The 24273-nt window shown below is 73.8% G+C and carries 29 protein-coding genes, 3 tRNA genes and 2 pseudogenes; 28 read left to right on the forward strand and 6 right to left on the reverse strand.

The genetic code is table 11. The features are described from left to right. The first annotated feature begins 14 nt into the window (after positions 1 to 14). The 10 genes from ACGF4F_RS18630 to ACGF4F_RS18675 are packed head-to-tail and all read left to right on the forward strand — an operon-like array spanning position 15 to position 7768. The gene (locus ACGF4F_RS18630) at positions 15 to 671 is read left to right on the forward strand and encodes an SAF domain-containing protein (RefSeq protein ID WP_393078733.1); all 657 of its coding nucleotides are present in this window, start codon (positions 15 to 17) and stop codon (positions 669 to 671) included. Further along, positions 671 to 1504, forward strand: a complete 834-nt coding sequence (locus ACGF4F_RS18635; RefSeq protein ID WP_393078736.1) for a ParA family protein — start codon at positions 671 to 673, stop codon at positions 1502 to 1504. Before ACGF4F_RS18630 ends, ACGF4F_RS18635 begins: the two co-directional genes overlap by 1 nt. Beyond that, positions 1494 to 3023, forward strand: coding sequence for a CpaF family protein (locus ACGF4F_RS18640; RefSeq protein WP_393078739.1), 1530 nt, complete (start codon positions 1494 to 1496; stop codon positions 3021 to 3023). The genes ACGF4F_RS18635 and ACGF4F_RS18640 overlap by 11 nt, the downstream gene beginning before the upstream one ends. Before the next feature lie 55 nt (positions 3024 to 3078). Then, entirely contained in the window at positions 3079 to 3978 is a 900-nt protein-coding gene (locus tag ACGF4F_RS18645) for a type II secretion system F family protein (RefSeq protein ID WP_393078742.1), read from the forward strand. A 55-nt stretch (positions 3979 to 4033) separates the two neighbouring features. Further along, complete coding sequence (locus ACGF4F_RS18650) at positions 4034 to 4894, forward strand: type II secretion system F family protein (RefSeq protein ID WP_357434780.1); 861 nt, start codon at positions 4034 to 4036, stop codon at positions 4892 to 4894. Between the two features lie 24 nt (positions 4895 to 4918). Next, the gene (locus ACGF4F_RS18655; protein WP_393078744.1) at positions 4919 to 5128 is read left to right on the forward strand and encodes a hypothetical protein; all 210 of its coding nucleotides are present in this window, start codon (positions 4919 to 4921) and stop codon (positions 5126 to 5128) included. Then, positions 5128 to 5616: a TadE family protein gene (locus tag ACGF4F_RS18660; protein WP_393078747.1), complete on the forward strand. Its 489-nt coding sequence runs from the start codon at positions 5128 to 5130 to the stop codon at positions 5614 to 5616. Before ACGF4F_RS18655 ends, ACGF4F_RS18660 begins: the two co-directional genes overlap by 1 nt. Positions 5617 to 5621: 5 nt before the next feature. Further along, on the forward strand, positions 5622 to 6089 hold the full coding sequence (locus tag ACGF4F_RS18665) for a TadE/TadG family type IV pilus assembly protein (RefSeq protein WP_393078750.1): 468 nt from the start codon (positions 5622 to 5624) through the stop codon (positions 6087 to 6089). Continuing rightward, entirely contained in the window at positions 6086 to 6517 is a 432-nt protein-coding gene (locus ACGF4F_RS18670; protein WP_357434622.1) for a hypothetical protein, read from the forward strand. Before ACGF4F_RS18665 ends, ACGF4F_RS18670 begins: the two co-directional genes overlap by 4 nt. A gap of 15 nt (positions 6518 to 6532) precedes the next feature. Next, on the forward strand, positions 6533 to 7768 hold the full coding sequence (locus tag ACGF4F_RS18675) for a LysM peptidoglycan-binding domain-containing protein (protein WP_393078753.1): 1236 nt from the start codon (positions 6533 to 6535) through the stop codon (positions 7766 to 7768). A gap of 13 nt (positions 7769 to 7781) precedes the next feature. On the opposite strand, the gene ACGF4F_RS18680 is transcribed toward ACGF4F_RS18675, so the two are convergent. Further along, a complete protein-coding gene (locus ACGF4F_RS18680; protein ID WP_393078756.1) occupies positions 7782 to 8633 on the reverse strand; it encodes a Rieske 2Fe-2S domain-containing protein in 852 nt (283 codons plus the stop codon). Between the two features lie 137 nt (positions 8634 to 8770). Between ACGF4F_RS18680 and ACGF4F_RS18685 the strand changes: the two genes are divergently transcribed. Next, positions 8771 to 9670 (forward strand): DMT family transporter, encoded by a 900-nt coding sequence (locus ACGF4F_RS18685; protein WP_393078759.1) that lies wholly within the window; start codon positions 8771 to 8773, stop codon positions 9668 to 9670. Between the two features lie 58 nt (positions 9671 to 9728). Here the strand turns inward: ACGF4F_RS18685 and ACGF4F_RS18690 are convergent, their stop codons facing one another. Beyond that, the gene (locus ACGF4F_RS18690) at positions 9729 to 10001 is read right to left on the reverse strand and encodes a flavin reductase (protein WP_393078762.1); all 273 of its coding nucleotides are present in this window, start codon (positions 9999 to 10001) and stop codon (positions 9729 to 9731) included. Between the two features lie 312 nt (positions 10002 to 10313). Between ACGF4F_RS18690 and ACGF4F_RS18695 the strand changes: the two genes are divergently transcribed. Then, positions 10314 to 10601 (forward strand): hypothetical protein, encoded by a 288-nt coding sequence (locus ACGF4F_RS18695; RefSeq protein WP_393078765.1) that lies wholly within the window; start codon positions 10314 to 10316, stop codon positions 10599 to 10601. Between the two features lie 3 nt (positions 10602 to 10604). Here ACGF4F_RS18695 and ACGF4F_RS18700 read toward each other — a convergent pair whose 3' ends face one another. Further along, on the reverse strand, positions 10605 to 10781 hold the full coding sequence (locus ACGF4F_RS18700; protein ID WP_357434790.1) for a hypothetical protein: 177 nt from the start codon (positions 10779 to 10781) through the stop codon (positions 10605 to 10607). Between ACGF4F_RS18700 and ACGF4F_RS18705 the strand changes: the two are divergent. Continuing rightward, positions 10750 to 11090: pseudogene (locus tag ACGF4F_RS18705) on the forward strand (type VI secretion protein); the annotation flags it as partial. The gene ACGF4F_RS18700 and the pseudogene ACGF4F_RS18705 sit on opposite strands and share 32 nt — an antisense overlap. A 202-nt stretch (positions 11091 to 11292) precedes the next feature. Here ACGF4F_RS18705 and ACGF4F_RS18710 read toward each other — a convergent pair. Next, complete coding sequence (locus ACGF4F_RS18710; RefSeq protein WP_357434616.1) at positions 11293 to 11511, reverse strand: hypothetical protein; 219 nt, start codon at positions 11509 to 11511, stop codon at positions 11293 to 11295. Here ACGF4F_RS18710 and ACGF4F_RS18715 point away from each other — a divergent pair. From ACGF4F_RS18715 to ACGF4F_RS18735, 5 genes and pseudogenes are all read left to right on the forward strand, one after another. Further along, positions 11410 to 12030, forward strand: coding sequence for a replication-relaxation family protein (locus ACGF4F_RS18715; RefSeq protein WP_393078948.1), 621 nt, complete (start codon positions 11410 to 11412; stop codon positions 12028 to 12030). The two genes, ACGF4F_RS18710 and ACGF4F_RS18715, sit on opposite strands and share 102 nt — an antisense overlap. Before the next feature lie 727 nt (positions 12031 to 12757). Further along, a pseudogene (locus ACGF4F_RS18720) lies at positions 12758 to 12919 on the forward strand (DUF397 domain-containing protein); the annotation flags it as partial. A 77-nt stretch (positions 12920 to 12996) separates the two neighbouring features. Continuing rightward, on the forward strand, positions 12997 to 13206 hold the full coding sequence (locus ACGF4F_RS18725) for a type II toxin-antitoxin system VapB family antitoxin (protein ID WP_357434615.1): 210 nt from the start codon (positions 12997 to 12999) through the stop codon (positions 13204 to 13206). Further along, positions 13203 to 13628 (forward strand): PIN domain nuclease, encoded by a 426-nt coding sequence (locus ACGF4F_RS18730; protein ID WP_357434614.1) that lies wholly within the window; start codon positions 13203 to 13205, stop codon positions 13626 to 13628. The genes ACGF4F_RS18725 and ACGF4F_RS18730 overlap by 4 nt, the downstream gene beginning before the upstream one ends. An 85-nt stretch (positions 13629 to 13713) precedes the next feature. Then, on the forward strand, positions 13714 to 14478 hold the full coding sequence (locus tag ACGF4F_RS18735; protein WP_357434613.1) for a crotonase/enoyl-CoA hydratase family protein: 765 nt from the start codon (positions 13714 to 13716) through the stop codon (positions 14476 to 14478). Between the two features lie 7 nt (positions 14479 to 14485). Here the strand turns inward: ACGF4F_RS18735 and ACGF4F_RS18740 are convergent, their stop codons facing one another. Further along, positions 14486 to 15970: an FAD-dependent oxidoreductase gene (locus ACGF4F_RS18740; RefSeq protein WP_357434612.1), complete on the reverse strand. Its 1485-nt coding sequence runs from the start codon at positions 15968 to 15970 to the stop codon at positions 14486 to 14488. Positions 15971 to 16061: 91 nt separating this feature from the next. On the opposite strand from ACGF4F_RS18740, the gene ACGF4F_RS18745 reads away from it, so the two are divergent. Further along, positions 16062 to 17165, forward strand: a complete 1104-nt coding sequence (locus ACGF4F_RS18745; RefSeq protein WP_393078770.1) for a serine hydrolase domain-containing protein — start codon at positions 16062 to 16064, stop codon at positions 17163 to 17165. Between the two features lie 9 nt (positions 17166 to 17174). Here the strand turns inward: ACGF4F_RS18745 and ACGF4F_RS18750 are convergent, their stop codons facing one another. Further along, positions 17175 to 18101: a phytoene/squalene synthase family protein gene (locus ACGF4F_RS18750; RefSeq protein ID WP_393078773.1), complete on the reverse strand. Its 927-nt coding sequence runs from the start codon at positions 18099 to 18101 to the stop codon at positions 17175 to 17177. 120 nt (positions 18102 to 18221) lie between these two features. Here ACGF4F_RS18750 and crtI point away from each other — a divergent pair, with 120 nt between their 5' ends. The 9 genes from crtI to ACGF4F_RS18795 all read left to right on the forward strand — a co-directional run bounded on the left by crtI (position 18222) and on the right by ACGF4F_RS18795 (position 24096). Beyond that, the gene (crtI, locus tag ACGF4F_RS18755) at positions 18222 to 19703 is read left to right on the forward strand and encodes a phytoene desaturase family protein (protein WP_393078776.1); all 1482 of its coding nucleotides are present in this window, start codon (positions 18222 to 18224) and stop codon (positions 19701 to 19703) included. A gap of 40 nt (positions 19704 to 19743) precedes the next feature. Beyond that, complete coding sequence (idi, locus tag ACGF4F_RS18760) at positions 19744 to 20346, forward strand: isopentenyl-diphosphate Delta-isomerase (protein ID WP_393078779.1); 603 nt, start codon at positions 19744 to 19746, stop codon at positions 20344 to 20346. Beyond that, positions 20336 to 21334, forward strand: a complete 999-nt coding sequence (locus ACGF4F_RS18765) for a MerR family transcriptional regulator (RefSeq protein ID WP_393078782.1) — start codon at positions 20336 to 20338, stop codon at positions 21332 to 21334. Before idi ends, ACGF4F_RS18765 begins: the two co-directional genes overlap by 11 nt. Positions 21335 to 21407: 73 nt before the next feature. Beyond that, positions 21408 to 22196, forward strand: a complete 789-nt coding sequence (locus tag ACGF4F_RS18770; protein WP_393078785.1) for a polysaccharide deacetylase family protein — start codon at positions 21408 to 21410, stop codon at positions 22194 to 22196. Between the two features lie 143 nt (positions 22197 to 22339). Continuing rightward, positions 22340 to 22412, forward strand: a tRNA-Glu gene (locus ACGF4F_RS18775). A gap of 33 nt (positions 22413 to 22445) precedes the next feature. Next, positions 22446 to 22522 (forward strand) — tRNA-Asp (locus ACGF4F_RS18780). A 71-nt stretch (positions 22523 to 22593) separates the two neighbouring features. Beyond that, positions 22594 to 22667, forward strand: a tRNA-Phe gene (locus ACGF4F_RS18785). Between the two features lie 494 nt (positions 22668 to 23161). Beyond that, positions 23162 to 23410: a hypothetical protein gene (locus tag ACGF4F_RS18790; RefSeq protein ID WP_393078788.1), complete on the forward strand. Its 249-nt coding sequence runs from the start codon at positions 23162 to 23164 to the stop codon at positions 23408 to 23410. Positions 23411 to 23727: 317 nt separating this feature from the next. Further along, positions 23728 to 24096 carry a hypothetical protein gene (locus ACGF4F_RS18795; protein ID WP_393078791.1) on the forward strand — a complete coding sequence of 123 codons (369 nt, stop codon included), beginning with the start codon at positions 23728 to 23730 and terminating at the stop codon, positions 24094 to 24096. The last annotated feature ends 177 nt before the right edge of the window (positions 24097 to 24273 follow it).

Raw genomic sequence — 24273 nt, forward strand, 5'->3', positions numbered from 1 at the left:
AGGATGGTGGCCCGGTGAGTGTGGCGACCCGGAACGGGACCCCGCTGGACGCGCCGGTGGCGCCGCCCCGGCTGGTCCGGCAGCGGCGGATCCGCCCCGGCCTGCTCGGTCTGGCGGTGCTGCTGATCGCCCTCGGCGGGCTGGGCGCGGCCTTCGCGGTCACCTCGGTCCGGTCCACCGGCAGCTACCTGGCGGTGGCCCGCCCGGTCGAGGTGGGCCGGCAGCTCAGCGCCGACGACCTGGTCGCGGTACGGGTCTCCGGCGGCCAGGGGCTGCAGCCGGTGCCGACCCGACGGCTGAAGGAGGTGATGGGCCTGCGGGCGGCCGTCCGGCTGACCCCGGGCACCCTGCTCACCCCGGCGCAGCTCACCGACGCCCCGCTGCTCGGGCCCGGGCAGCAGCAGATCGCGCTCGGGCTCAAGCCGAGCCAGGTGCCGGCCCGTACGCTCCACCCCGGCGACAAGGTCCTGCTGATCAGCACCCCGGACAGGAACGCCGAGGGCGAGGCGCGCGCCGGCGGCACCCGGTTCGAGGCCACGGTGATCGACACCGTCGCACCGGAGCACGACGACGTGGTGGTCTATCTGGCCCTGGCCGTCCGGCACGTACCGGCGGTGGTGGCGCTCGCCGCGGACGACCGGATCGCGCTCGTGCTCACCGGGGCGGCCTGATGGCGGTCATCGCCCTGGTCTCGGCCAAGGGCTCCCCGGGCGTCACCACCGCCGCGCTGGCCGCCGCGCTGAGCTGGCACCGACGGCTGGTGCTGGCCGAGTGCGACCCGGCGGGCGGCTCGATCCTCGCCGGCTACCTCGGCGGCGCGCTCGACGGTCCCCGGGGCATCGGCGAACTGGCCGTCGGGGAGCTGCGCGACGGCAACCTGGAGAGCGCCTTCTGGTCGCAGCTGGTCGACCTGGACGCCCCGAAGCGGGAGCGGCTGCTGCTGCCCGGCGTGGTCGACCCGGCCCAGGCCGGCAGCGTGAGCCCGCTCTGGCAGCGCTTCGCCGACTTCTTCACCAGCCTGGAGCAGGGTGTCCCGCCATACGACGTGCTGGTCGACTGTGGCCGGCTCCAGGTGGGCAGCCCACCGTGGCCGGTGCTGCGGGCCGCTGCGGTGGTGCTGCTGGTCACCCGCGCACACCTGCCGGACCTGTCGGCCACCCGGTCGACCGTCCGCGCCATCGAACGGGACTTCACCGAGCACCGGGTCCCCCCGGGCACCCTGCGCCTGCTGGTGGTCGGGGACGGGCACGGCACCAGCGAGATCAGCAAGGCGCTGCGGCTGCCCGTGATCGCCCGGCTGCCGCACGACCCGCGTACCGCCGCGGTGCTCAGCCTCGGCGGCACCGTACGCTCCGGCCGGCCGCTGATGCGCGCGGCCGGCGCCCTGGAGGTGCCGGTCGGGGCGCTGCTGGACCGGCGGCGGGCCCGGCTGGCCTGGCCGGGGGCGGCGCCACCGCGGGCGGTGACCGCGCCGAGCGCGCCGGGGGTGTCCGGTGCGGTTTGAGCCGGTCTCCCACGACCCGCGCGGGCAGCAGCCCGGCACCACCTCCACCGTGCCGCCGCTGGTCCCGCCGAACCGGCACCATCCCGGCGCACCGGCCGTCGCGCCGCCGGCGCCTTCACCGCCGCCCCGCCCCCGCGTCGACTTCGCGGTGGTCCGCGAGCTGCGCCGGGAGTTGAGCGAGCGGCTCACCCTCTGGCAGCGGGGCCGGGAGTTCGACGCGGACGCCGAGGAGGTCGAGCGGGCCCGGCTGGCCGTCTCGGTGGTCTCCGCATACGCGGACTCGGTGCGCCGGGCCGGCACGCCGATGCCCGCCGATGCGGAACGGCTGCTGCTCGACCAGGTGACCGCCGAGCTGGTCGGCCTGGGCCGACTTCAGACGCTGCTGGTCGACGAGACCATCGAGGAGGTGCACATTCTCGGCTGCGACCAGGTACGCATCACCCGGCACGGCGGCGGCGTGGACTGGGCCGAGCCGATCGCCGACAGCGACGACGAGCTGGTGGAGATCCTCCAGGCGGCGGCCCGCCGGGCCGGGGCCACCGAGCGGTCGCTGTCCACCTCGAAGCCGACCCTCGACCTGCAACTGCCGGACGGCAGCCGGCTCGCCGCGGTCTTCCTGGTCAGCCATCGCCCGTACGCGGTGATCCGCAAGCACAACACCCTGGCGGTGAGCCTGGAGGACATCGCCGGCGGCCGGCCCGACCTGGACGAGATGATCGACCCGCTGCTGCGCGACTTCCTCCGCGCGTCCCTGCGGGCCGGGCTGAACATCATGGTCGCCGGGCTGGCCGGGGCGGGGAAGACCACGGTGATCCGGGCGCTGATGGACGAGATCCCGGCGGACGAGCCGTACGTGCTGCTGGAGGAGAGCCGCGAGCTGCTGCCGGCCCGCCGGGGGCAGCGGCACCGGGCGGTGATGAGCTTCGAGGCCCGGGAGGGGCACGGCGAACGCGGGCTGGACGGCCGCCCGGCCGGTGAGGTGAGCATCGCCGACCTGATCCCGGTCGCGCTGCGGATGGGCGTGCTGCGGATCATCGTCGGCGAGGTCCGGTCCCGGGAGATCGTGCCGATGCTCCAGGCCATGACCACCAGCCGCGGGTCGATGTGCACCATCCACGCCCGTACCCCGGCGGGGGTGAGCGAACGGATCATCGAGCTCGCGCTCTCCCACGGCCGGGAGATGACGGTCGACCAGGCGCGCCGGATGGCGGGCAACGCGCTCGACCTGATCGTCTACGTCACGGTGGAGGACGAGACGGCGATCGGCGGTCGCAAGCACCGCTTCGTCTCGCACGTCGAGGAGGTGATCGGCGTCGGTGACGGCAACCGGATCACCACCACCTCGGTCTTCGGGCCGGGGCCGGACGGCCGGGCGGTCCCCCGCCACCTCCCCGAGCGGATCCGGGACCAGCTGCTGCGCGTCGGCTACGACGCCCGGCTGCTGACCCGCTTCATCGAGGCCGGCACCGGCGCCTGGCGCCGCCCCCGGCACACCCACCTCGACGGGCGGCAGTCATGAGCGCGAGGAGTGAGCCGGTCCGGCGAGCCCCGCAGTCGCGAACAGAGGCAGGCTCATGACGATGATCGAGCTGGTCGCTCTCTTCTCCGGCGCGGCGGCCGTGGCCGGGCTGGTGCTGGCCGTGGTCGCGCTGGTCGGCACCGACCGGCCGGCGGGTCCGGCGGCGGGCACCCGGCCGGTGCTGCGCCGGGTCTGGACCGGGTCCGGGGCGAGCCGACGGGAGCAGCGCCAGTACCGGGTGCTGCTCGGCGCGGCGGTGGTGGCCGGCGCGGTGGCCTTCCTGCTGACCGGGCTGCCGGTGGTCGGCCTGCTGGTGGCACTGGCGGTGCCGGGGGTGCCGTGGCTCTTCGGGGTGGGCCAGGCCGAGCAGCGGGCCATCGCCCGGGTCGAGGCGGTCGGCGAGTGGACCCGCCGGCTGAAGGACATCTGCGGCACCGGCCAGGGCCTCCAGCAGGCCATCATCGGCACCATCGCCACCGCCCCTGAGGAGATCCAGGAGGAGGTACGCACCCTCGCCGCCCGGCTCCAGGCGGGCTGGCTGGCGAGGTCGGCGCTGCTCGCCTTCGCCGACGAGATCGGCGACCCGGTCTGCGACCAGGTGGTGGCCGCGCTGATCCTGCACCTTACCGACCGCGGCGAGCGGCTGGGTGACGTGCTCGGCTCGATCGCCGCCGCCGCGTCGGCCGAGGTGGCCACCCGGCGGGAGGTGGAGGCCAAGCGCACCCAGCCCCGGTTCGCGGTCCGCTTCCTCACCGGGATGACCCTGGCCGCGCTCGCGTACGGGCTGGTCAACACCGAGTACATCCGGCCGTACCGGACGCCGGTCGGGCAGCTCGTGATGGCGGTGCTGGGTGGCGCGTTCATCGGGCTGCTGGTCTGGGTCCGGTCGATGAGCCAGCCGCCCCGGCCCGCGCGCTTCCTGCCGGCTCCCGACCCGGACGAGGTGATCGCGTGAGCGCGCGGAGTGTGCTGGCGAGCCCCGCAGTCGCGAACGAAAAGAGGCTCAGGTGATCCTCAACTGGCAGCTCGCCGCGGCCGTGCTGGGCGGGGCCGCCGTCGGGCTCGGCCTCTTCCTGCTGGTCCGCGAGGCGCTGCCGGCCACCCCCGCGCTCGGCCCCGCGCTGCGCCGGCTGCACCAGCCGCCCGGGCAACTGGCCACCGCCCGGGGCGGGCCGGACTGGTTGGGCGGTTTCTCCCGCTGGCTGCGCCCGCCGCACCGGCAGCTCGCCCTGCTCGACCGCACCCCCGAGCAGTACGCCCTGTCGGTGCTGCTCTCCGCCCTGATCGGGTTCGCCACGCCGGCCCTGACGTCGGCCGTGCTGTTCCTCGGCGGGGTGTCGCTGCCGCTGGTCGTACCCGTGTTGGGCAGCCTGGGGGTGGCGTTCCTGGCCGGCCTGCTCGCCCACCGCGAGGTGCTGGCGAAGGCGGACGCCGCGCGGGACGAGTTCCGCCAGGCGGTCTGCACCTACCTGGACCTGGTGGCGTTGCAGCTGTCCGCGGCGCACGGCCCGGTGCAGTCGCTGGAACGGGCGGCGGCGGTCTGCGACGGCTGGGTCTTCGACCGGATCCGGGAGGCGCTGCGGATCGCTCAGCTCCAGATGCACTCGCCCTGGGACGAGCTCCAGGAGCTGGCCGACCGGATCGGCATCCCGGAGTTGGGCGACGTGGGCGCGATCATGCGCTCCTCCGGCAGCGAGGGCGCCCAGGTGCACGAGACCCTGCGCAGCCGCGCCGACTCGCTGCGCGACCAGATCCGCACCGACAACCTGGCCCGGGCCGAGGGGGTGACCAGCCGGCTGGACATCCCGGGCTCGTTGCTGGTCTTCGTACTGCTCGGCTTCGCCGTATATCCGTTCCTCGCCCGTCTGTGAACCACCTGCGAGAAGGAGAACCCCATGCGCCTGTCCACCTACCTGTACGCCGCGATGACCAGCCGCTTGGCCGAGCTACGGCGGGACACCGAGCGCGGCGACAGCCCGGTGCCGACCGCGGTGATCATCTTTGGCCTGGTCGCGGTCGCCATGGCGGTCACCGGACTCGCCCTGGCCAAGGCTAACAACTGGATGAACGCCATCCCGGACAACACGGCGCCGAAGGCACCGTGATGCGTCGCCCCGCTCGTACGGACCGGACCCGGCCGGCGTCCGCCAGCCGGCCCACCGGCCGGTGCGACCCGGGGCGGATCGCCGCCGTCTTCCGTGGCCGGCTCGCCGAGGGCGGAACGGAGCGGGGGGCCAACCCGGTCGAACTGGCGGTGGTGATGCCGGCGATCCTGGTGCTGCTCTTCGCCTCGATCCAGGTCGCCGTCTGGTTCGTCGCCCGGTCCACCGCCCTCAACGCGGCGCAGACCGGGGTCAACGCCCAGCGTGCGTTCCAGGCCCCGCCCGACGCGGGCCGGGACCGGGCCAGCGCCTTCCTGCGCGCCGCCGGTGACTGGCTCGTCGGCTGGCAGGCCCCCGGTCCCACCTGCACGACGACCGCCACCGAGGTCACCTGCACGGTCAGCGGGCGCAGCCTGTCGGTGATTCCGGGGGTCCACTTCCCGGTCCGGCAGACCGCGCACGGCACGGTCGAACGCTGGACGACGGGGTGAGGCGCATGGCGGGCCGGCGGGAACGGGGTTCCGTCTCGATCGAGGTGGCGGTGCTCGCCCCGGCCTTCATCGGGCTGATGGTGCTGGCCGGGGTGGCCGGGCGGACGGCCGTGGCCGCCGAGGCGGTGGAGTCGGCCGCGCACGATGCCGCCCGGGCCGCCTCGATCGCTCGGGACGCGGGTGCCGGCCGGACCGCGGCCACCGACGCGGCCCGCCGTCAGCTCGACTGGTCGGGGCTGCACTGCACCGCCCCGCCCGCACTGACCTTCCGAGGCTCGGTACGGGGGAGGGAAACCAGCTTCGCCGCCGCGTACCGCAGCGCGCCCGGAGTGCCGGCCACCGTCACGGTCACGGTGACCTGCCGGGTCTCCTTCGCCGACCTGAGGGCGCCCGGGCTGCCCGGGGTGCCGGGCGGCAAGACCGTCTCGGCGAGCTTCACCTCCCCGCTGGACACCTACCGGAGCCGACGATGAGCGGTGGGCACGTGTCGGACAGCGGCCGGGTGAGCATCTTCCTCGCCGTGGCGATGACCGGCGTACTCGTGATCATCAGCCTGGCCTACGACGGCGCCGGGCAGCTCCGCTCGTTGCAGCGCGCGGACAACCTGGCCGCGGAGGCGGCCCGCAGCGGTGGCCAGGTCATCGACCGGGCCCGGGCGATCGAGGGCGGCCCGAAGGAGATCGACGAGGCGGGCGCCCGGGACGCCGTCGCGGACTACCTGCGGGCCGCCGGCGGGGTCCGCGGGCACGACGTCAGCTTCCCGGTGGTCGACGGCGAGAAGCAGATCCAGGTACGCGTCCGCATCACCTACCGCCGGGACCTGCTCGGCCTGTTCGGCCTGGGCAACTCCGTCACCGTCACCGGTGAGGCCACCGCGCGGGCGCTCACCGGGGCACCATAAGGAAGGAAGGCAGCCATGGCCGCACCGCAACGCTCCGCCGTACGGCGGACCGGCCAGGTCCTCACCGGGCTCGGCGCCCTCTTGGTGCTCTGCGCGGTGCTGGCCGGCGGGCCGATCGCGCTCCTCGCCTTCGCCGGCAACCCCCTCCCCGATCACCTGCCCACCCTCGCCGAGGTGGGTACGGCGTTGACCAGCCGCGACGACGGACAGCTCTTCCTGCGGGCGCTGGCCGTGGTGGGCTGGTTCGGCTGGGCGACGTTCGCGTTCTCCGTACTGGTGGAGTTGCTGGCGGCGGCGCTGCGCCGGCCGGCGCCCCGGCTGCCCGGGATGCGCCGGCAGCAGCGGGCGGCGGCCGCGCTGGTCGGCTCAGTGGCGCTGATCCTGGCGGCGAGCCCGGCCGCAGCGAGCGCCGCCACCCTGGCCGCCCCGCACCCGGCCGCCGCGCCGCCGGTCGTGGCCGCACCGCCGGTCGTGGCCGCGCCGCCGGTCGTGGCCGCACCGCCGGTCGTGGCCGCACCGCCGGTCGTGGCCGCGCCGCCGGTCGTGGCCGCGCCGCCGGAACAGGCCACGCTGAGGCGCGCCGCCCCGCCGGAACAGGTGGCCGCTCCCGCGCTCGCCGCCCCGCCGGTGTCCGACGCCGGTGGGCCGGCCGTCTACCGGGTGGCGAAGGGCGACTACCTGGGCACGGTGGCCGAGCGGTACCTGGACGACTTCGAGCGCTACCGGGAGGTGGCCCGGCTGAACCGGCTCGCCGACCCGGACCGGATCCGCCCCGGCCAACTGCTGAAACTGCCCGCCGGGGCGGTGGACGAGGGAGCCCGCCGGCACGCCACCGGAAAGGTGGTCACCCCGGCCCGGCCGGCCCCCGGCCCGGGTACGCCGGCCGCCGCTCCGGACGGACCGGCGGCGCCCGGATCGTCGACGACGCCCCTGAACGGAGCGGGCGTGACGTCGAACGCGGGCGGTGCCGGGGCGACCGGGCAGGCGCCGAAGGCGAAGCCGTCCCCAGGGCGGACCGGGGCGGGGTCCACGGTGGCGGAACCGGCGGGCCAGCCGCCGGCGATGGCGGCGGGAGCCTCCCCGGCCACCGCCGAGGACGGCATCAACCGGCCGCTGGCGATCTCGGCGGTGCTGGCGGTGGCGAGCATCGTCGGCGCGCAGATCGGGGCGGTGCTCGGCCTGCGGAGACGGCCGGTGGCCGCCCGGGCCGCCGGCCGGGCGCTGGCCACCGGCCGGCATCGGAAGGACTGACCGGCGGCCCGGGTCAGGGCAGGCGGGCCTCGAGCCGGCCGTTGACCACCCGGGTCGGCAGGATGACCTGGTCGTTGGCGGCCGGCCCGTGCACCACCTCGCCACCGTTGAGCCGGAACGTGCTGCCGTGCCACGGGCACACCACGCAGTCGTGGCCGTCCACCTGCTCCACCTTGCCCTCGCCGAGCGGGCCGCTCTGGTGCGGGCAGCGCTCCAGCATCACGGTGACGTCGTCGCCGTGCCGGTAGAGGATCACCGCCACGTCGTCGATCTCCCGGGTGACGAGCTGCCGCTGCGGCACGCTGGACAGGTCACCCAGCGGGTGCCAGCCCTCGCTCATCAGGTGCATCTCCGAGATGCTCTGGCTGACCTGCGCCCCCTGCTTGTAGGCGAGGTGCCCACCCAGGTACGCCCCGCCGCTCGCCGCCGACAGCCCCGCATACGCGAGCGCCCGGCCCATGCCGTGCCGGCCGTTCCGCCGGGCGACCAGCGAGCCGACGTAGCAGGCCAGGGCGATGCTGTTGGCGGTGGCGTGCACCAGGCCGACCCGCCGCTGATCGCGGGACAGGGCCGCCCAGTCGTTGAGTCCGGCGACGGCGGCCGGTACGGCAGTCACCGTGCCCGCCGCGATCAGGGTGGTCGCGGCCCGGCGCTGCCCGGGCATCAGGTCCAGCACCGCGGCGCTCATCCAGGCACCGACGGGCAGCTGCACCAACGCCGGGTGCAGCGGATGCCCGAGCCAGACACCGTGCAGGAAGTCCCGGATCCGCTGGCCGCGCAGGGTGCCCTGGACGGCCCGCTGAAGCCGGTCGCCGATCCCGTCGAGCCGGGAGTTCTGTTCGAGTTTCATCAATAGTCCGCGCACCCGGTCCAACTTCCCGGCAGTCGAGCTCCCAAACCGGGCGGCAACCCCGAATCACCCCATCGGGTGTCAGCTCGCGGAGCGGCCTCGCGACGGTAAATCCGTCGCCTACCGCGCCGCCGGCCGCCATCGTGGTCCGGGTGTACGCACACACCTCCCGCACCCCGCCGTCTTTGCCAATGGCCCGGCTGGTCGCGGCGCTGAGCCGCCCCGAGGCCGTACCCCCGCCGCTGCTGATGCTGCTCGGGATGGTGTCCACCCAGGTCGGTGCGGCGGTGGCCAAGCAGCTCTTCGCCGACACCAGCGCCGGGGGCACCACCACGCTGCGGCTCGGCCTCGGCGCGTTGGTCCTGCTGGCTGTCACCCGCCCCACGCGGTGGCCCGGCTGGCGGGCGGCCGGCCTGGTCGGGGCGTTCGGGGTGGCGATGGCCGCCATGAACCTCGCCTTCTACGCCGCCCTGCAGCGGGTGCCGCTCGGGGTGGCGGTCACGGTCGGCTTCGCCGGCCCGCTGCTGGTGTCGCTGCTGGGCAGTCGCCGGGTGGTCGACGCGCTCTGGGCGCTGCTGGCCGGGGCGGGCGTCCTGCTCCTGGCCGGGCTCGGCGGGATCGGGGTCGACCCGCTCGGCCTGCTGCTCTGCGCGCTGATCGCGGTCGGCTGGGCCGGGTACGTGCTGCTCGGCAAGGCGATGAGCGGGCACGTGCCGGGCAGCCGGGGGCTGGCGTTGGGCATGGCGGTGGGTGCACTCTGCGTACTCCCGTTCGGGGTGGCGTCCGGCGGCGCGGAACTGCTCGACCCCCGCATCGTGGCGCTCGGGCTTGGGGTCGCGCTGCTGTCGTCGGTGCTGCCGTACTCGGCGGAGCTGGCCGCGCTGCGCCGGATGCCGGCCCGGGTCTTCGCGGTGCTGCTCAGCCTGGAGCCGGCGGTGGCGGCGCTGGTGGGCGCGCTGCTGCTCGGCGAGTTGCTCGCCTGGCCGCAACTACTCGGCGTGGCCTGCGTGGTGGGGGCCGCCCTCGGCGCCACCCTGGCCCGCCGCGGCTGAGTGCTCACCGGCCACGCGGCTCGCGCCGCCCACCGGGCGGGCCGCGTCCTCGAGCCGGTCACCGAGCCCGGGCCCATGAGAGGAAGCGCCGGGTCAGGTCCTCCGGCGCGGCATGCCCGTTGAGCTGCGCCAGCTGCGCGCCGGCCTCGGCCATGAGCGTGCTCAGGTAGATCAGCAACGCGGTCCGGTCGGCCCGGTACTCGACCAGCAGGGCGAGCCGGGCCGGCTGGCAGGGCCACTCCGCGCCGCATCGCCGGCACCGCCACAGCGGACGCATCGGCAGGTGGGGGCGGGACGCCCGGCTCATCTCACGCCGCCGTTCCGCCGCCATCCACCGGCCCGCCACCTGGGACCTGCGTCGGTGGCAGGAGGACGCCGACTTCGCGGTCTGCGTCCTTCGCCGCCCCGCCGGCTGATCCATTTGCCCCTATGCTGCCGGGATGTCTGACGACCCGGTTGCCCCGGCCGCTCCGGCCCGCCTTGTCCGCCCGCGAAAGGCCCTCCGCCTGGTTGCGGCTGGGCTGCTGGTCGGACTGGTGACGCTCGGTGTCGCGGTGGCGGCAGCCCTGGCTCTCGCCAAGCTCGCCGAGGGGAGCCGGCATCCTGCGCCGAGGATGCGCCGTGCCTGCCCGACCTCGGGCCCGTGATCCTCGCCATCCTGTCCGTGCCGGTCCTGATGGCCGTCGTCGGCCCACTGGCCGCGCGGATCCTGCGGCTGCCCGCACCAGGGCTGTTCGCGATGCCGGTGATCTGGGCCGTGGTGGTCGCGTGCGTGTTGCTGGGGCCAGCGGACCGGCGGCAGCACTGGCCGTTCGACAGCCCCGTCGGGCTAGGGTTCACCTTCCTGCTGCCCTACGCCGGGCTGGCGCTGTGGGCGGGCCGCCGCCGGGGCGGCACCTCGCCCGACGCCGGCGCCGGCCGGTCGGGCTGATCGTCAGGCGGGGGCGGCGGCCGGGTCGAGCGGGCTGCCGGCCGGCACCAGGCTGACCAGGCTGGCGGGCAGCCGGACCGGGCGGACGCCGGCGTAGCGGCGCCGGACGCGACGGCGGACTCGACCACCGCGCCGCGCCCCCGGGTTGCCCAGGGACGTCGCCGCGGCAGTGTCCGCCAACGGCGGTCGAAGCTGTTCTTCACCGTCGACCCAGGCGACGCCAGGGAGTTGTCCCGGCACACCAAACCCGAGCTGGACGAGCACGACCTCGCCCACCTCGACGTGTACACCGCCGCCCGGCTGCTGGTCGGCAACCGGGAACTGCCCGGGTTCACGTTCGTGACCAATCCGCCGGCGCCGGTCGTGGGTGAGGCGACCGCGATCCGGCAGGAGTGCGCCGCCGCCCACCGCCGCACCGACGGCGAGCCGCCGTTGCAGCAGCTCGCCCGCACGGCGATGAAGCGGCGCATGGCCGAACACGAACGCTGACCCGCTCGCTCGTTCGGGGGCTCGGCCGGGTACGGCATGGGGGGCTCGTTTGGGGGTGTCCACGAGACGAGGCCCCACACGAGTCCCCTCCATCCGGCCTGTCAGGTGCCTGAACTGCCCAAATCCGGCCGACAACAGCGTCGCATGCAAGATCGACTCGTCCAGACTCCCTACGGGATTCTCTCTCCAGGGGTGAACACACCTATGCCGCAATCGTGCTCTGCTGGCCACCTATCCCCACACCACCACCCGCGACCGCCTGCTGCTCCAGCTGCTCGACGACCATCAGGTCCTCACCACCGACCAGATCCACCGCATCCTGTTCCACGCCCACCGGACCTGTCAGATCCGGCTCGGTGAGCTGGCCGCCCTGGGCCTGCTGGACCGGTTCCGGTTCGCCCGCGACGGCGGCGGCAGCCAACCGTGGCACTGGACCCTCGGCCACAACGGCCACCGGTTCCAGGCCGCCGCCGACAACCAGCCCGAGCCCACCGTCCGCGCGAGCCAACGGAGGGTGCAGCGGATGTCGGCCAACCCGCACCTGACACACCTGCTCACCACCAACGAATTCTTCGTCCGACTCACCGCACACACCCGCCAGCACTCCGCGACGCGGCTGGACCGGTGGTGGTCGGAGGCGACGACCACCAAGCGGTTCCGCACCATCACCGCCGACGGGCACGGCCTGTGGAGCGTCGCCGACACCACCGCAGGGTTCTGGTTAGAGGCCGACACAGGCACCGAACCCCTGGGCCGGGTCGTGGCCAAACTCGACCGCTACGCCCCACTCCCCCGGCGCGGCGGACCCGGCTACCCGGTGCTGTTCTGGCTCCGCAGCCAGCAACGCGACGAACACCTTCACCGGCTCCTGCGCGGCAGGCGCGGCGATGCCCCATTCGCGACCGCCACCCACGCCACCGACCCCGCCGCAGTGGCCTGACTCCCCGGCGGCGCCACCTGCCGGATCCGGCTCGCCGAGTTGCCCAGCGACCACGGCCAGCCCGTGGCGGACAACCCGAACTACGACGACGGCGTATTCGTGCTCTGACAAGCCCTGACGAATCCTGTCAGCCCAGGTCAGAGGCATGGTCGTGATTCCTGACAGGCGCGGTGCTGTCAGGTCACAAAGGTACGGTGAAAATTTCTTTCTTTCCTCGCACCGCCGCCCGTCTGCTCCTCTGCAGATGCGCCCGCGCCAGCGGGATCACCCAAACCCCACCTCTCAGGTCGGCTCGTGACCTACACCTCGCGCCTGTCACGGCAGCTTCCCAGCGCAAACGCCGCCGAGTCGGGCCGCCCGACCGAGCCCCCGGAGCCTGTGGAAAAGCGGGCGGAAGCCAGCTTCCCCCCGGTCCGCGACCGGGCGGAAGTGCAGTACCAGACGGCCGGAAGTGTGCTACCGAACGGCCGGAAGCGTGCTTCCGCCGAACCGTCCTTAACCGTCAATAACCAAGAGAGCCCACGCTCGCTTCGCGGCGCAATCCTCCCCCCTCACCCCGCCGCCGCTCTGGGCCTGACCACCGACCTCGCCACCGCCGCCGACATCCTCGGCATCTCACGGTCAGCGGCCTACAAGCTGGCCCGCCGGAACGCCTTCCCCGTGCCGCTGATCTGCGCCGGAGCCCACTACCGGGTGCCGATTCCACCGATCCTCACCGCGCTACACCAGCAGCCGCAGCAGCGGCAACGGCGGCGACTGCGTCGAGGTCGCCGACAACCTTCCCGACCTGGTCGCCGTCCGCGACTCCAAGGACCCGACCGGCCCCACCCTCACCTTCACCCCCACCGCCTGGCGCACCTTCCTCACCCAGCCACCCACCCGCGCCTGACGCGATCCATTCACCATCCCTGTTCAGGGCCCGCGCTCGGATATACTGCTACTGCTTGCCGTATATAGGAGGCGCGAATGACCAAGATCCTCGTGGACGTCGACGATGAGGCGCTGGCCGACGCGGCCAGGGCGTTCGGCACCAAGACGAAGAAGGACACGGTCAACGTCGCGCTCCGCGAGGGAGCGGCACGGCTGCGCCGGGCCCGCGCGCTGGCCGAATTGGCCAGCCGCGGGCAGGCCGGTGACTTCGACGAGCTGCTCGACAAGGACGCCTACCGGTCGTGAAGCTCGCCGACTATCTCGTCGACACCAGCGCACTCGTCCGGCTACTCCGCGACCCGGAGGTGCTGGCCCGCTGGGAACCCACCATCACCGCCGGTCTGGTCGCCATCTGCCCCCTCGTCGAGCTGGAGTTCCTCTACTCGGCCCGCTCCGTCGCCGACCGCACCCGACTTGAACAGCAGCTTCGCGCCGCCTTTGGCTGGGTGGCGATGCCCGACCGGGTGTATGAGCGGGCGGCCGAGATACAGCTGGAGCTGACCGAGCGCGGAACTCACCGGTCGGCTGGTGCCGTTGACCTGCTCATCGCGGCAACGGCTGAATACCAGGGGCTGTCCCTGCTGCACTACGACCGGGACTTCGAGCAGGTCGGCGCGGTGACCGGCCAGCCGATGCGCTGGCTGGCCCCGGCCGGTTCGATCAAGTGAGGAATGTTCCGCACCACGGACCGAGACCTGCCGTCACCGCGCCGATCTCTGGCGCGCCGGCCGCCGCCGACGGCATGCTGACCCGATGGGAGTACGCGTCGAGCACGCCGGGCCGGTGACCACGGTGATCCTGGATCGGCCGGAGGCCCGCAACGCCGTCGACGGCCCGACCGCCCGGGCCCTGGCGGACGCGTTCCGCGCGTTCGAGGCCGACCCGGACGCGGCGGTCGCCGTGCTCTGGGGCGCGGGCGGCATCTTCTGCTCGGGCGCCGACCTCAAGTCCATCGATACGCCCCGCGGCAACCGCGTCGAGCCGGAGGGCGACGGCCCGATGGGCCCGACCCGGATGCGCCTCTCCAAGCCGGTGCTCGCCGCGATCTCCGGGTACGCCGTGGCCGGCGGCCTGGAGCTGGCGCTCTGGTGCGACCTGCGGATCGCCGAGTCGGACGCGACGCTCGGGGTGTTCTGCCGGCGCTGGGGCGTACCCCTGATCGACGGCGGCACGGTGCGGCTGCCCCGGCTGATCGGGGAGAGCCGGGCCATGGACTTGATCCTCACCGGCCGCCCGGTCCCCGCCGACGAGGCGTACACGATGGGTCTGGTGAACCGGCTGGTCGCCCCGGGCGAGGCCCGCGCGGCGGCCGAGCGGCTGGCGGTCGAGATCGCCCGGCACCCGCAGACCTGCCTGCGCAACGACCGCGCGGCACTGCTCGCCAACGCCGGCCTGCCCGAGCCGGAGGCGATGGCCACCGAGCTGGCCTTCGGCACGGAGTCGCTGATCACCGACGCGATGAAGGGCGCCGCCCGGTTCACCGAGGGCGCCGGCCGCCACGGCGCACCGGCCGACTGAGCCGGGCCTACTTCAACGACCGCAGCGCGTCCTCGATGGCGCGGTGGAACGTCGGGTACGCGTAGATCATGTGCCGGAGGTGGCTAATCGGGACCGCCGCGTGCACCGCCACCACCAGCGCGGACAGCACCTCGCCCCCGGCCGGGCCGACCGAGGTGGCGCCGACCAGCACGCCCTGGTCGGCGTCGGCGACCAGCTTGATGAAGCCCTCGTTGCCGGCCTTGTGGATCCAGCCCCGGGCCGAGGCGGTCAGGTCGGCGTACCCGATCTGGACGTTGATGCCGCGCTCGCGGGCCTGCCGCTCGGTGAGGCCGACCGCGCCCACCTCCGGGTCGGTGAAGGTGACCCGGGGCATCGCGCGGTAGTCGGCGCGCGGGACGCTGCCCGGCGCGGCGGTCGGCCCGCCGGCGCTCATCGCCCCGCCGACCGCGCTGGCCGCCCCGGCGGCGCCGCCGACCACGCTGGCGGTGCCGCTCGCGTCCGGGCCGCCCCTGGTATGCCGCATGTGGTCGAGCACGTCGGCCACCACGATGGCCGCCTGGTACATGGCGATGTGCGTGAATGCGCCCTCGCCGGTGAGGTCGCCGACCGCCCAGATGCCCTCGGTGACGTGCATCCGCTCGTTGACCGGCAGGTAGCGCTGGGCGGCGTCCACGCCGACGGTGTCCAGGCCCAACTCCTCCAGGTGCGCCCTCCGGCCGGTCACCACCAGCAACTGCTCGCCGGTGAACTCGGTGCCGTCCGCGTGCACCGTGAAGGTGGTGCCGTCGTGGCTGACCCGCCCGGCCCGCACCCCGGTCTCGATCCGTACGCCGTCGGTGCGCAGCGCCCGGGCGGCCACCTCGGACGCCTCCGGCTCCTCGATGGCGAGCACCCGGTCGGCCGCCTCGATCACGGTCACCTGGACGCCGAACCGCGCGAAGACCTGGGCCAGTTCCAGCCCGATCGCGCCGCCGCCCAGCACCAGCAGCGACGCCGGCAGCTCCTCGACCTCGATCGCCTGGTGGTTCGTCCAGTACGGGGTGTCGGCCAGGCCGTCGATCGGCGGGATCGAGGGGCGGGTGCCGGTGCCCAGCACGATCCCGTACCGGGCCTCGAAGACCTGGTCGCCCACGCGTACCCGGTTGGGGCCGTCGAGCCGGCCGCTGCCCCGGACGAACCGGCCGCCCTTGCCGGTGAAGCGCTCGACCGCCACCCTGTCGTCCCAGGTGTCGGTGGCCTCCTCGCGGATGCGCTTGGCGACCGGCGCCCAGTCCGGCCGGACCTGCGCCGAGCCGGCCAGCTCGTTGACCCGGTGCGCCTCGGCCAGCGCGTTGGCCGCCCGGATCATGATCTTGCTGGGGATGCAGCCCCAGTAGGGGCACTCGCCGCCGACCAGGTTCCGCTCGATCCCGACGACGGTGAGGCCGGCCTCGGCGAGCCGCCCGGCCACCTCCTCGCCGCCGACCCCGAGCCCGACCACGACCACGTCCACCAGTTCCGGCTCCGCCATCCCGCCAGCATCCCGTACGCGTGGGCGGTGAGCCACCGCAGCGGGCGGAATTCGCGCGTCCGGTCCGACGTGGACGGCCTACCGTGGCCGGATGCACGCGCGCTTCGCCCCGGTCCGGGACTGCTTCCACGACCTGCTCGCCACCGGGCGGGAGACGGGCGCCGGCCTGACCATCTGGTATGACGGGCAGCCGGTGGTCGACCTGACAGGCGGGCGCCGCGCGGGCGTCCCGTCCGGCCCGGCCACCGCCGACCGCGCCGCCGCCGGTAACCCGTGGCGGCCGGACACGCTGGTCAACGTCTACTCGGTCGGCAAGCCGGTGGCCGCGCTCTGCCTGCTCATGCTGGTCGACCGGGGCCGGGTCGAGTTGGACCGGCCGGTGTCCGCGTACTGGCCGGAGTTCCGCACCCCGGCGAGCGTGCGCCAGGTGCTCAGCCACACCGCCGGGCTGCCGGCGTTTCCGGTGCCTCGCCCGGCCGGGGCGGTCGCCGACTGGGCGCTGCTCTGCGCCGACCTGGCCGCCGCCGAGCCGGAGTGGGCGCCGGGCAGCGTCGCGGGCGAGCACGCCTGGACGTACGGGCACCTGGTGGGCGAGTTGGTGCGCCGGGTGGACGGGCGGTCGCTGGGCCGGTTCCTGGCCGAGGAGATCGCCGGACCGTGGCGCCTCGACCTGGGCTTCGGCCTGCGCCCGGCCGACCAGCGGCGCTGCGCCGACCTGACGTACGCCGATCCGGGCTGGCCGACCCGCATGCTGGGCGAGCCCGGATCGCTGCGGGCCCGGGCGATCGGCAACCCGGCCGGCGGCCTCGACCTGGCGGTGGTGAACCACCCGCTGTGGCGGTCCGCCGAGGTGCCGGCGGTGAACCTGCACGCCACCGCGTCCGGCCTGGCCCGCCTCTACGCGGGCCTGCTCGCCGGTGGCACCCTCGACGGGGTACGCCTGGTCAGCCCGGAGCTGGTCACCGAGGCGACCCGGGCGCAGTACGACGGCCCGGACCTGGTGCTGGACCGGCGGGCGTACTGGACCTTGGGCATGCAGTGGGAGCCGGACGGGAGCTGGGGCATGGGCGGGATCGGCGGGAGCAGCGCCTGGGCCGACCCGGAGCGCGGCTACACGTTCGCGTACGCGACCTCCCGCCTCGCCGAGCACGACCGGGTGGAAGAGCTGGTCGAGGCCCTGCACTCCTGCCTGTGACGGGCCCTTTCACACGGCCAGCGCCGGCTGGATCGCCGGCCCGGGGACGGCCACCGGCGTGCCGGCCGGGGTGAGCAGTGCCCGCGCGGCCACCGCCAGCCGTCGCGGCACGGGTACCCGGGCCCGCCGCGCGAAGACGTCGTAGCCCTGGGCGGCCACCTCGTCCAGGATCCCGCCGTAGAGCTCGTACGCGGTGCGCATGCAGGCCTGCGAGGCGGCGGTGAGCAGGGGGATGCCCGGCGCGGCCGTCGCGTAGTGGGCCTGGGCGCGCGTCACCGCGTACTTGATCAGCTCGCGGATCTGCGGCGTGCTGTGCCCGACCGCCCGGGCGGCGAGCAGGTCGGCGCGGGTGACGTCGAACATCGCCAGGTGCTCGTCGGGGAGGTAGGTCCGGCCCCGGTCCAGGTCCTCCGCGACGTCCCGGATGAAGTTGGTGAGCTGGAACGCCAGGCCGAGCTGGCGGGCCGGTTCCCGGGCGGCGGCCGGGTCGGAGCTGCCCAGAATCGGCAGCATCATGGTGCCGATGACGGCGGCCGAGCCCTCCATGTAGTCGAGCAGGTCGGCATAGGTCGGGTACCCGGTGACCGTCAGGTCCATCGCCATGCTGTGCAGGAACGACGCGAAGTCGGCGGGGTCCAGCTCGAAGATGGCGATGGTGTGCAGCACCGCGGGGAGCAGCGGGTCGTCGACCGGCTCCCCGCGCAGTCCGGCGGCGAAGCGGTCGGACCAGGCGGCGAGCCGGGCGGCGCGCTCGGCCGGCGTCAGGTCCTCGGTCGAGTCGACGATCTCGTCGGCGTACCGGGTGAATCCGTAGAGGGCGTGCACGTGCCGCCGTTTCCAAGCGGGCAGCAGTCGGGTGGCGAGATAGTAGGTCCGACCGTGACGTCGGTGCAGCTCACGACAACGGTCGTAGGCCGCGGCGAGATCGGCGTCCACCGGCCCTCCTCCTCATATCGACGCATCAATCGACGCAACTCGTAGCCTAAGGTACGCTCGCCGACATGGCCAACGACGCGGTGGCGGCGAGACCGACGCAGCGGTGAGGGAGGTGGGCACATGCGGAGCGTGACCGGACGGACCGACCGGGTGGTGGTCGTCGGCGCCGGCCTGGGCGGCCTGGCCTGCGCGCTGCACCTGGCCGGCCACGGCCGGGAGGTGACCGTCCTGGAACGCGAGGCGGTGCCGGGCGGGCGCGCCGGGCGGCTCGCCGTCGACGGGTACGAGTTCGACACCGGCCCGACCGTGCTCACCATGCCGGACCTGATCGCCGAGGCGCTCGGCGCGGTCGGCGAGGAACTGACCGACTGGCTCGACCTGACCCCGCTGGACCCGGCGTACCGGGCGTACTACCCGGACGGGTCGACGCTCGACGTGATCAGTGACACCACCCGGATGGCCGCCGAGATCGCCCGGGTCTGCGGCCCCCGCGAGGCCGACGGCTACCTGCGGTTCGTCGACTACGCCCGGAACCTGTGGCAGTGGGAGCGGACCGACTTCATCGAGCGCAACCTGGACGCGCCGACCGACCTGCTCACCGCCAACCTGGTGAAGCTGCTGGCCAACGGGGCGTTCCGCCGACTCCAGACGAAGATCAACCAGTTCTTCCGCGACCCGCGTACCCAGCGGATCTTCTCCTTCCAGGCGATGTACGCCGGCCTCGCGCCGCACGACGCGCTGGCCATCTACGCGGTCATCGCGTACCTCGACTCGGTGGCCGGGGTGTCCTTCCCGCGCGGCGGCATCCACGCGGTCTCCCGGGCGATGGCCGGAGCGGCGGAGAAGCACGGCGTGCAGATCCGGTACGCGACCACGGTGAGCCGGGTGGAGACCGCCGGCGGCCGGGCCACCGGGGTGGTGACCACCGACGGCGAGTTCGTCCCCGCGGACGTCGTGGTGCTCAACCCCGACCTGCCGGTCGCCTACCGGGACCTGCTGCCCGCCGGCCGGCAGCGGCGGCTCACCTACTCGCCCTCCTGCGTGGTGCTGCACGTCGGTTCGAGGCAAGGCTATGCGAAGATCGCCCACCACAACATCCACTTCGGACGATCCTGGAAGGGCACGTTCGACGAGGTGATCCGGCGAGGCGAGCTGATGACCGACCCGTCGCTGCTGGTGACGAACCCGAGCCGGACCGACCCGTCGGTGGCCCCGGCCGGGCGGCACACCTACTACGTGCTCGCCCCGGTGCCGAACCTCGCCCGGGCGCCCCTCGACTGGCGCGGCGACCTGACCAGCCGGTACGCCGACCAGCTCGTCGAGACCCTGGAGCAGCGGGGCTACGTCGGCTTCGGGGCCGGGATCGAAGTGCTGCGCACCGTCACCCCGGCCGAGTGGGCGGAGCAGGGCATGGCCGCCGGCACCCCGTTCGCCGCCGCGCACAACCTATTCCAGACCGGGCCGTTCCGCCCGACCAACCTGCACCGGGCGCTCGGCAACGTGGTCTTCGTCGGCTCCGGCACGCAGCCCGGGGTGGGGGTGCCCATGGTCCTGATCAGCGGCAAGCTCGCCGCCGCGCGTATCACCGGAGCCGGTCGGTGAGCGCGTGGCGCGACGCGGCCCCGAACGAAAGGCCGGTCCCGTGACGTCCCGCGAAGAACACCTGGTCGAGTTGGTCGACGACGCCGGGCACGCGCTCGGCGAGGCCACCGTGGCCGCCGCCCACCAGCCGCCCGGTCGGCTGCACCGGGCGTTCTCGGTGCTGCTGGTCGACCCGGACGGGCGGATCCTGCTCCAGCAGCGGGCCGCCGTGAAGACGCGGTTCCCGCTGCGCTGGGCCAACTCCTGCTGCGGTCACCCGCTGCCCGGCCAGTCGCTGGCCGAGGCCGCCAACCGGCGGCTGGCCGAGGAACTGGGCGTCGACCCGGTCGACCTCACCGAGGTCGGGGTGTACGTCTACTACGCCGAGGACCCGGCCACCGGCCGCGTCGAGTTCGAGTACGACCACGTGCTGCGCGCCGCGGTGCCCGCCGATCTGCCCACCCGACCCGACCCCGAAGAGGTGGCCGGTCTGCGCTGGGTCGACCCGGGCGAACTGGCGGCCGACCTCGACGTCGACCCCCGCGCGTACGCGCCGTGGCTGGGCGGGGTGGTGAGCCGGCTGCTGCGGCCGGCGGCTCCCGTCGCCGGCCCGTCCCGTCCGGCGCCGGCCGATCAGGCAGCGGAGCGGCCGGGTGGCCGATGAGGCGCTGAGCGCGGGGGCGGTCGCCCGCCGCCTGGGGGTCGCGGTCACCACCCTGCGCACCTGGCACCAGCGCTACGGCCTCGGTCCCAGTGCGCACCTACCGGGACACCACCGGCGCTACACGCCGGCCGACCTCGCCCGCCTGGAGATCATGCGGCGGCTCACCGTCGAAGGGGTGGCCCCGGCCGAGGCGGCCCGCTGGGCCCGGCAGGCGCCCGCGGTGATCCCGCCCGACCTTGGCGCGCGGCTCCGGCGACAACGCCAGCCCGGCGGGTCTGCCGCCGCGCGGCGACCCGGGGCCATCGCCCCGCAGGCCGCCCGGGACGGCGGCGGGACGACCATCCCGGTCGGCCGGGCCGGTCCGGTCGCCCGCGGGCTGGCCCGCGCCGCCATGCGGCTGGACTCGGTGGCGATCGGCGAGACGATCACGCACGCCCTCGCCACCGACGGCGTGGTGGCGACCTGGGACGGGCTGCTCCGGCCGGTGCTTGCCGGGATCGGCGAACGGCACGCCGCCACCGCCGCGCTGATCGAGGTGGAACACCTGATGTCCCGGTGCGTCTCCGAGGCGCTCGCCGCGGCGGCCCGGTCGCACCCGACCGCCGGCCCACCCCCGATCCTGCTCTCCTGCGCCGACGAGGAACAGCACACGCTGCCGCTCGAGGCGCTGGGCGCCGCGCTCGCCGAGACGGGCGTGGGCTACCGGATGCTGGGGGCACGGGTGCCGGTGGCGGCCCTGCTCGAGGCGGTCGACCGGACCGGGCCGGCCGCCGTGGCGCTCTGGTCGCACACCCGGGCCACCGCCGGTCCGCACCAGCTCTCCGCGCTGCTCGCCGCCCCTCGCCGGCCGCTGCTGGTGCTCGCCGCCGGGCCAGGGTGGCAGGCCGACACGCTGCCGGCCGGCGTGGTGCGGCCGGTGGACCTGACCGAGGCGGTCTCGCTGGCGGTGGCCGTACGGGACTCGCTGGAGCAGCCGACGGCGGGCTGACACCCCCTCCCGGTTCGGCGCGACGTCCACTACCGTCGGTAAGTCATACCCCGACCCCTCTTCGGGAGCGACGATGCGTTCACGCGCCGTGCTGGCGCTCACCCTCGGCCTGGTCCTGCTGGTGACCGGCTGCGGCAAGCCCGGCAAGCCCCCCGCCCAGGCGGGCAGCCCGCCGACGGCCTCGGCCACCCCAGCGCCGGAGCCGAGCCCCACCCCGAAGCCCAAGCGCACCACCCCGCCGAAGCCGAAGCTGCGTCCGCTGCCCAAGACCCTGCCCGCCGGGCTGCAGCGCCGGAGCGGCACCCGGGAGGTCGCCCTGACCCTCGACGACGGGCCGGACCCCCGGTGGACGCCGCAGATCCTGGACCAGTTGCGGGCGGCCCACGTCACGGCGACCTTCTGCCTGATCGGCACGCAGGCCCGCCGCCACCCGGCGCTGGTGGCACGGATCGTCCGGGAGGGCCACCAGCTCTGCAACCACAGCTGGCGGCACGACCTGAACCTCGGCCGGCGGCCGGTCGCGCAGATCCGGGCGGACCTGGTGCGCACCAACCAGGCCATCCGGGCCGCCGTGCCGGACGCCAAGATCAGTTGGTTCCGCCAGCCGGGCGGCCGGTGGACGCCGGAGGAGGTGACGGTCGCCCGCCAGCTCGGCATGCGCCCGCTGCACTGGACCGTCGACCCGCAGGACTGGGACCACCCGCCCGCCAAGACGATCATCAAGCGGGTGACGGCGGCGGCACGCCCTGGCTCGATCGTGCTGATGCACGACGGAGGCGGCGACCGGCGCCAGACCATGGCGGCCTGCCGGCAGCTGATTCCCGACCTCAAGCGCCGGTACGGTCTCGCCCCACCCCGCTGACCTGTGCTTCCACCCGTCCTCACGGCCAGGGGCATACCGGTTTGGTCGACCGCCGGGGCATGGCATATGCTTCTCATGCCTCCGGCGGGGCCGGATGGGAGCAAGTCCGCTTGAAGTTGCGAGTGTGCAATGATGGCGGGGCCGCCCTCATCGTCTAGCGGCCCAGGACGCCGCCCTTTCAAGGCGGTAGCACGGGTTCGAATCCCGTTGGGGGCACGGTCCGGCTCAGGCCGGATGCAACACCAGCCAGGTCCTGTGGAGCAGTCGGAGTGCTCGCCGCCCTGTCAAGGCGGAGGTCGCGGGTTCAAGTCCCGTCAGGACCGCCAGCGCTGACGCCGCGCTCATCTGCGCGGCGTTCTGCGTATCGGCCCATGCGGTAGCATGAGCCGAGCGGCACGGCCAGGTAGCTCAGTTGGTACGAGCGTCCGACTGAAAATCGGAAGGTCGGCGGTTCGACCCCGCCCCTGGCCACATAGCCTTTCGCCGGGCTACAGGAGCGCCGACCAGCGGAAACGCCGGTCGGCGTTCTGCTTTTCGCCCCGGGGTCCCGCCTGTCCGGTCTGCCCCTCGTTGACCCCGGAATCCCTCTGGTGGCCGCTCCTTGTTGCACGGGGATTGCACGGCCCCGTCATGCCGGTCGGCCGGGAGAGCGTCGCCGACCCCTGCCTTGCAAAGATCAAGACTGCTGTCGGCTGGCGTCGGCTACTGCGGTTGACCTGCTCGTCATGTCGGTTAGCGCCGCCGGTCATCCGTGTTCGTCCGCCGGCTTGGCTGTACGGATGGCTGTACTGGACCGCGATAATGCGCTGATGACAGACCCGGGCCGCTACCCGTTCGTACCGAGATCCAACCGGCATCTCCGAGCAGGGCAGTACTGGGCACTACCGCTACGGAACGGGCGCTTCGCTTGTGGGCGAGTCATGGCCGTTCCGGCATTCGGGCCGAGGGATCGGGTTGGTGTAGTCGTGGGGCTGATGGACTGGCTGGGTCAGGAGCGTCCTACCTCGGAACAGATCGCCGGTCGTCCCGTCCTTGAGCAAGCCAAGTCGCGGTTCGAGGCGATCACCAACACTGGCGGCGAGGTGCCGGGGATACGCCCCCTCGATCTGGACGGCCTGGTCGCTGATGACCCCGATGCGTCGCACGTCGGAGCGGTCCACCGAGTGTGGGGTTGGCGCACCATCGCCGACCGGGCTGAGGAGTACCTCGCCTAGAAGCGAGCTTCAGTTTGGAAGGACGAAGATCATTGCCGTCAAGGGCCTGGTCGCCCATGTCAAGCCAGCACATGCGTGACCGTTCGCGCCCCCTCGTGACCGTCCGGGGTACCGGCTACTGGCACGTGGATGGCACGGCGACCTACGCATTACGAGATCAAACTGCCCGCCCCGTCGACCTGGGCACATGGGGGCCCAGCAGCGAAAACGCCTCTCGACACCTCACACCACTCCCCGCCGTTCGTCGACCTCTTGCGGACCAGATGCGGACCGCCGCGCGGATGGCCTGCATCCCGCCGGTATGCCACTATCACTCGATGGCCGACCCCGACGACTGGTCCCGGATACCTAGGGGTCCGTCTGACCTGGCGTATTTCCTGCGCCCCCTGTTTGTCTTCGCTGCCGCCCTCGCAGTGTTGGCGTGGCTGGTTGTCGGTGTTCTCGTCTCCATGGCGGTGGCCGCCAACCACGCTGACGTTCCGGAGAACATGACGGGCTTAGGGGTTGCCGTCATACTCCCGCCGGCGCTGGTGGCTGCTCTTGGTCTCAGTTCCGTCTCGGCATGGTGCTACTGCGGGACCCGGAGTGGCCGAACATCTTTGGTGATCGCGATCGCGACAGCGGTTGCGGCAGTTATCGCGGCTTGCTTCTGGCGCTGGGCTGCTGCTGCTGGAATCGTCCCCTGAGTCAGCGGATCTCCTCGTCGGGCAGTCGTAGACCGTCCAGCCTCCCCGGACGGGGCCAAGGTCGTTCCTTAGGGTTTCTGCGTCTGGATGGTGTTCCGGGCCGCCGGGTTGGCTGGGTGTGGCTCAAGGTCGTTTGCCGTCAGGTGGCTATGGACGAGCGGCCGCCCAGCCAGCCCA

This window comes from Micromonospora sp. NPDC047740, from assembly GCF_043204735.1.
In the GTDB taxonomy this organism is placed as follows: domain Bacteria; phylum Actinomycetota; class Actinomycetes; order Mycobacteriales; family Micromonosporaceae; genus Micromonospora.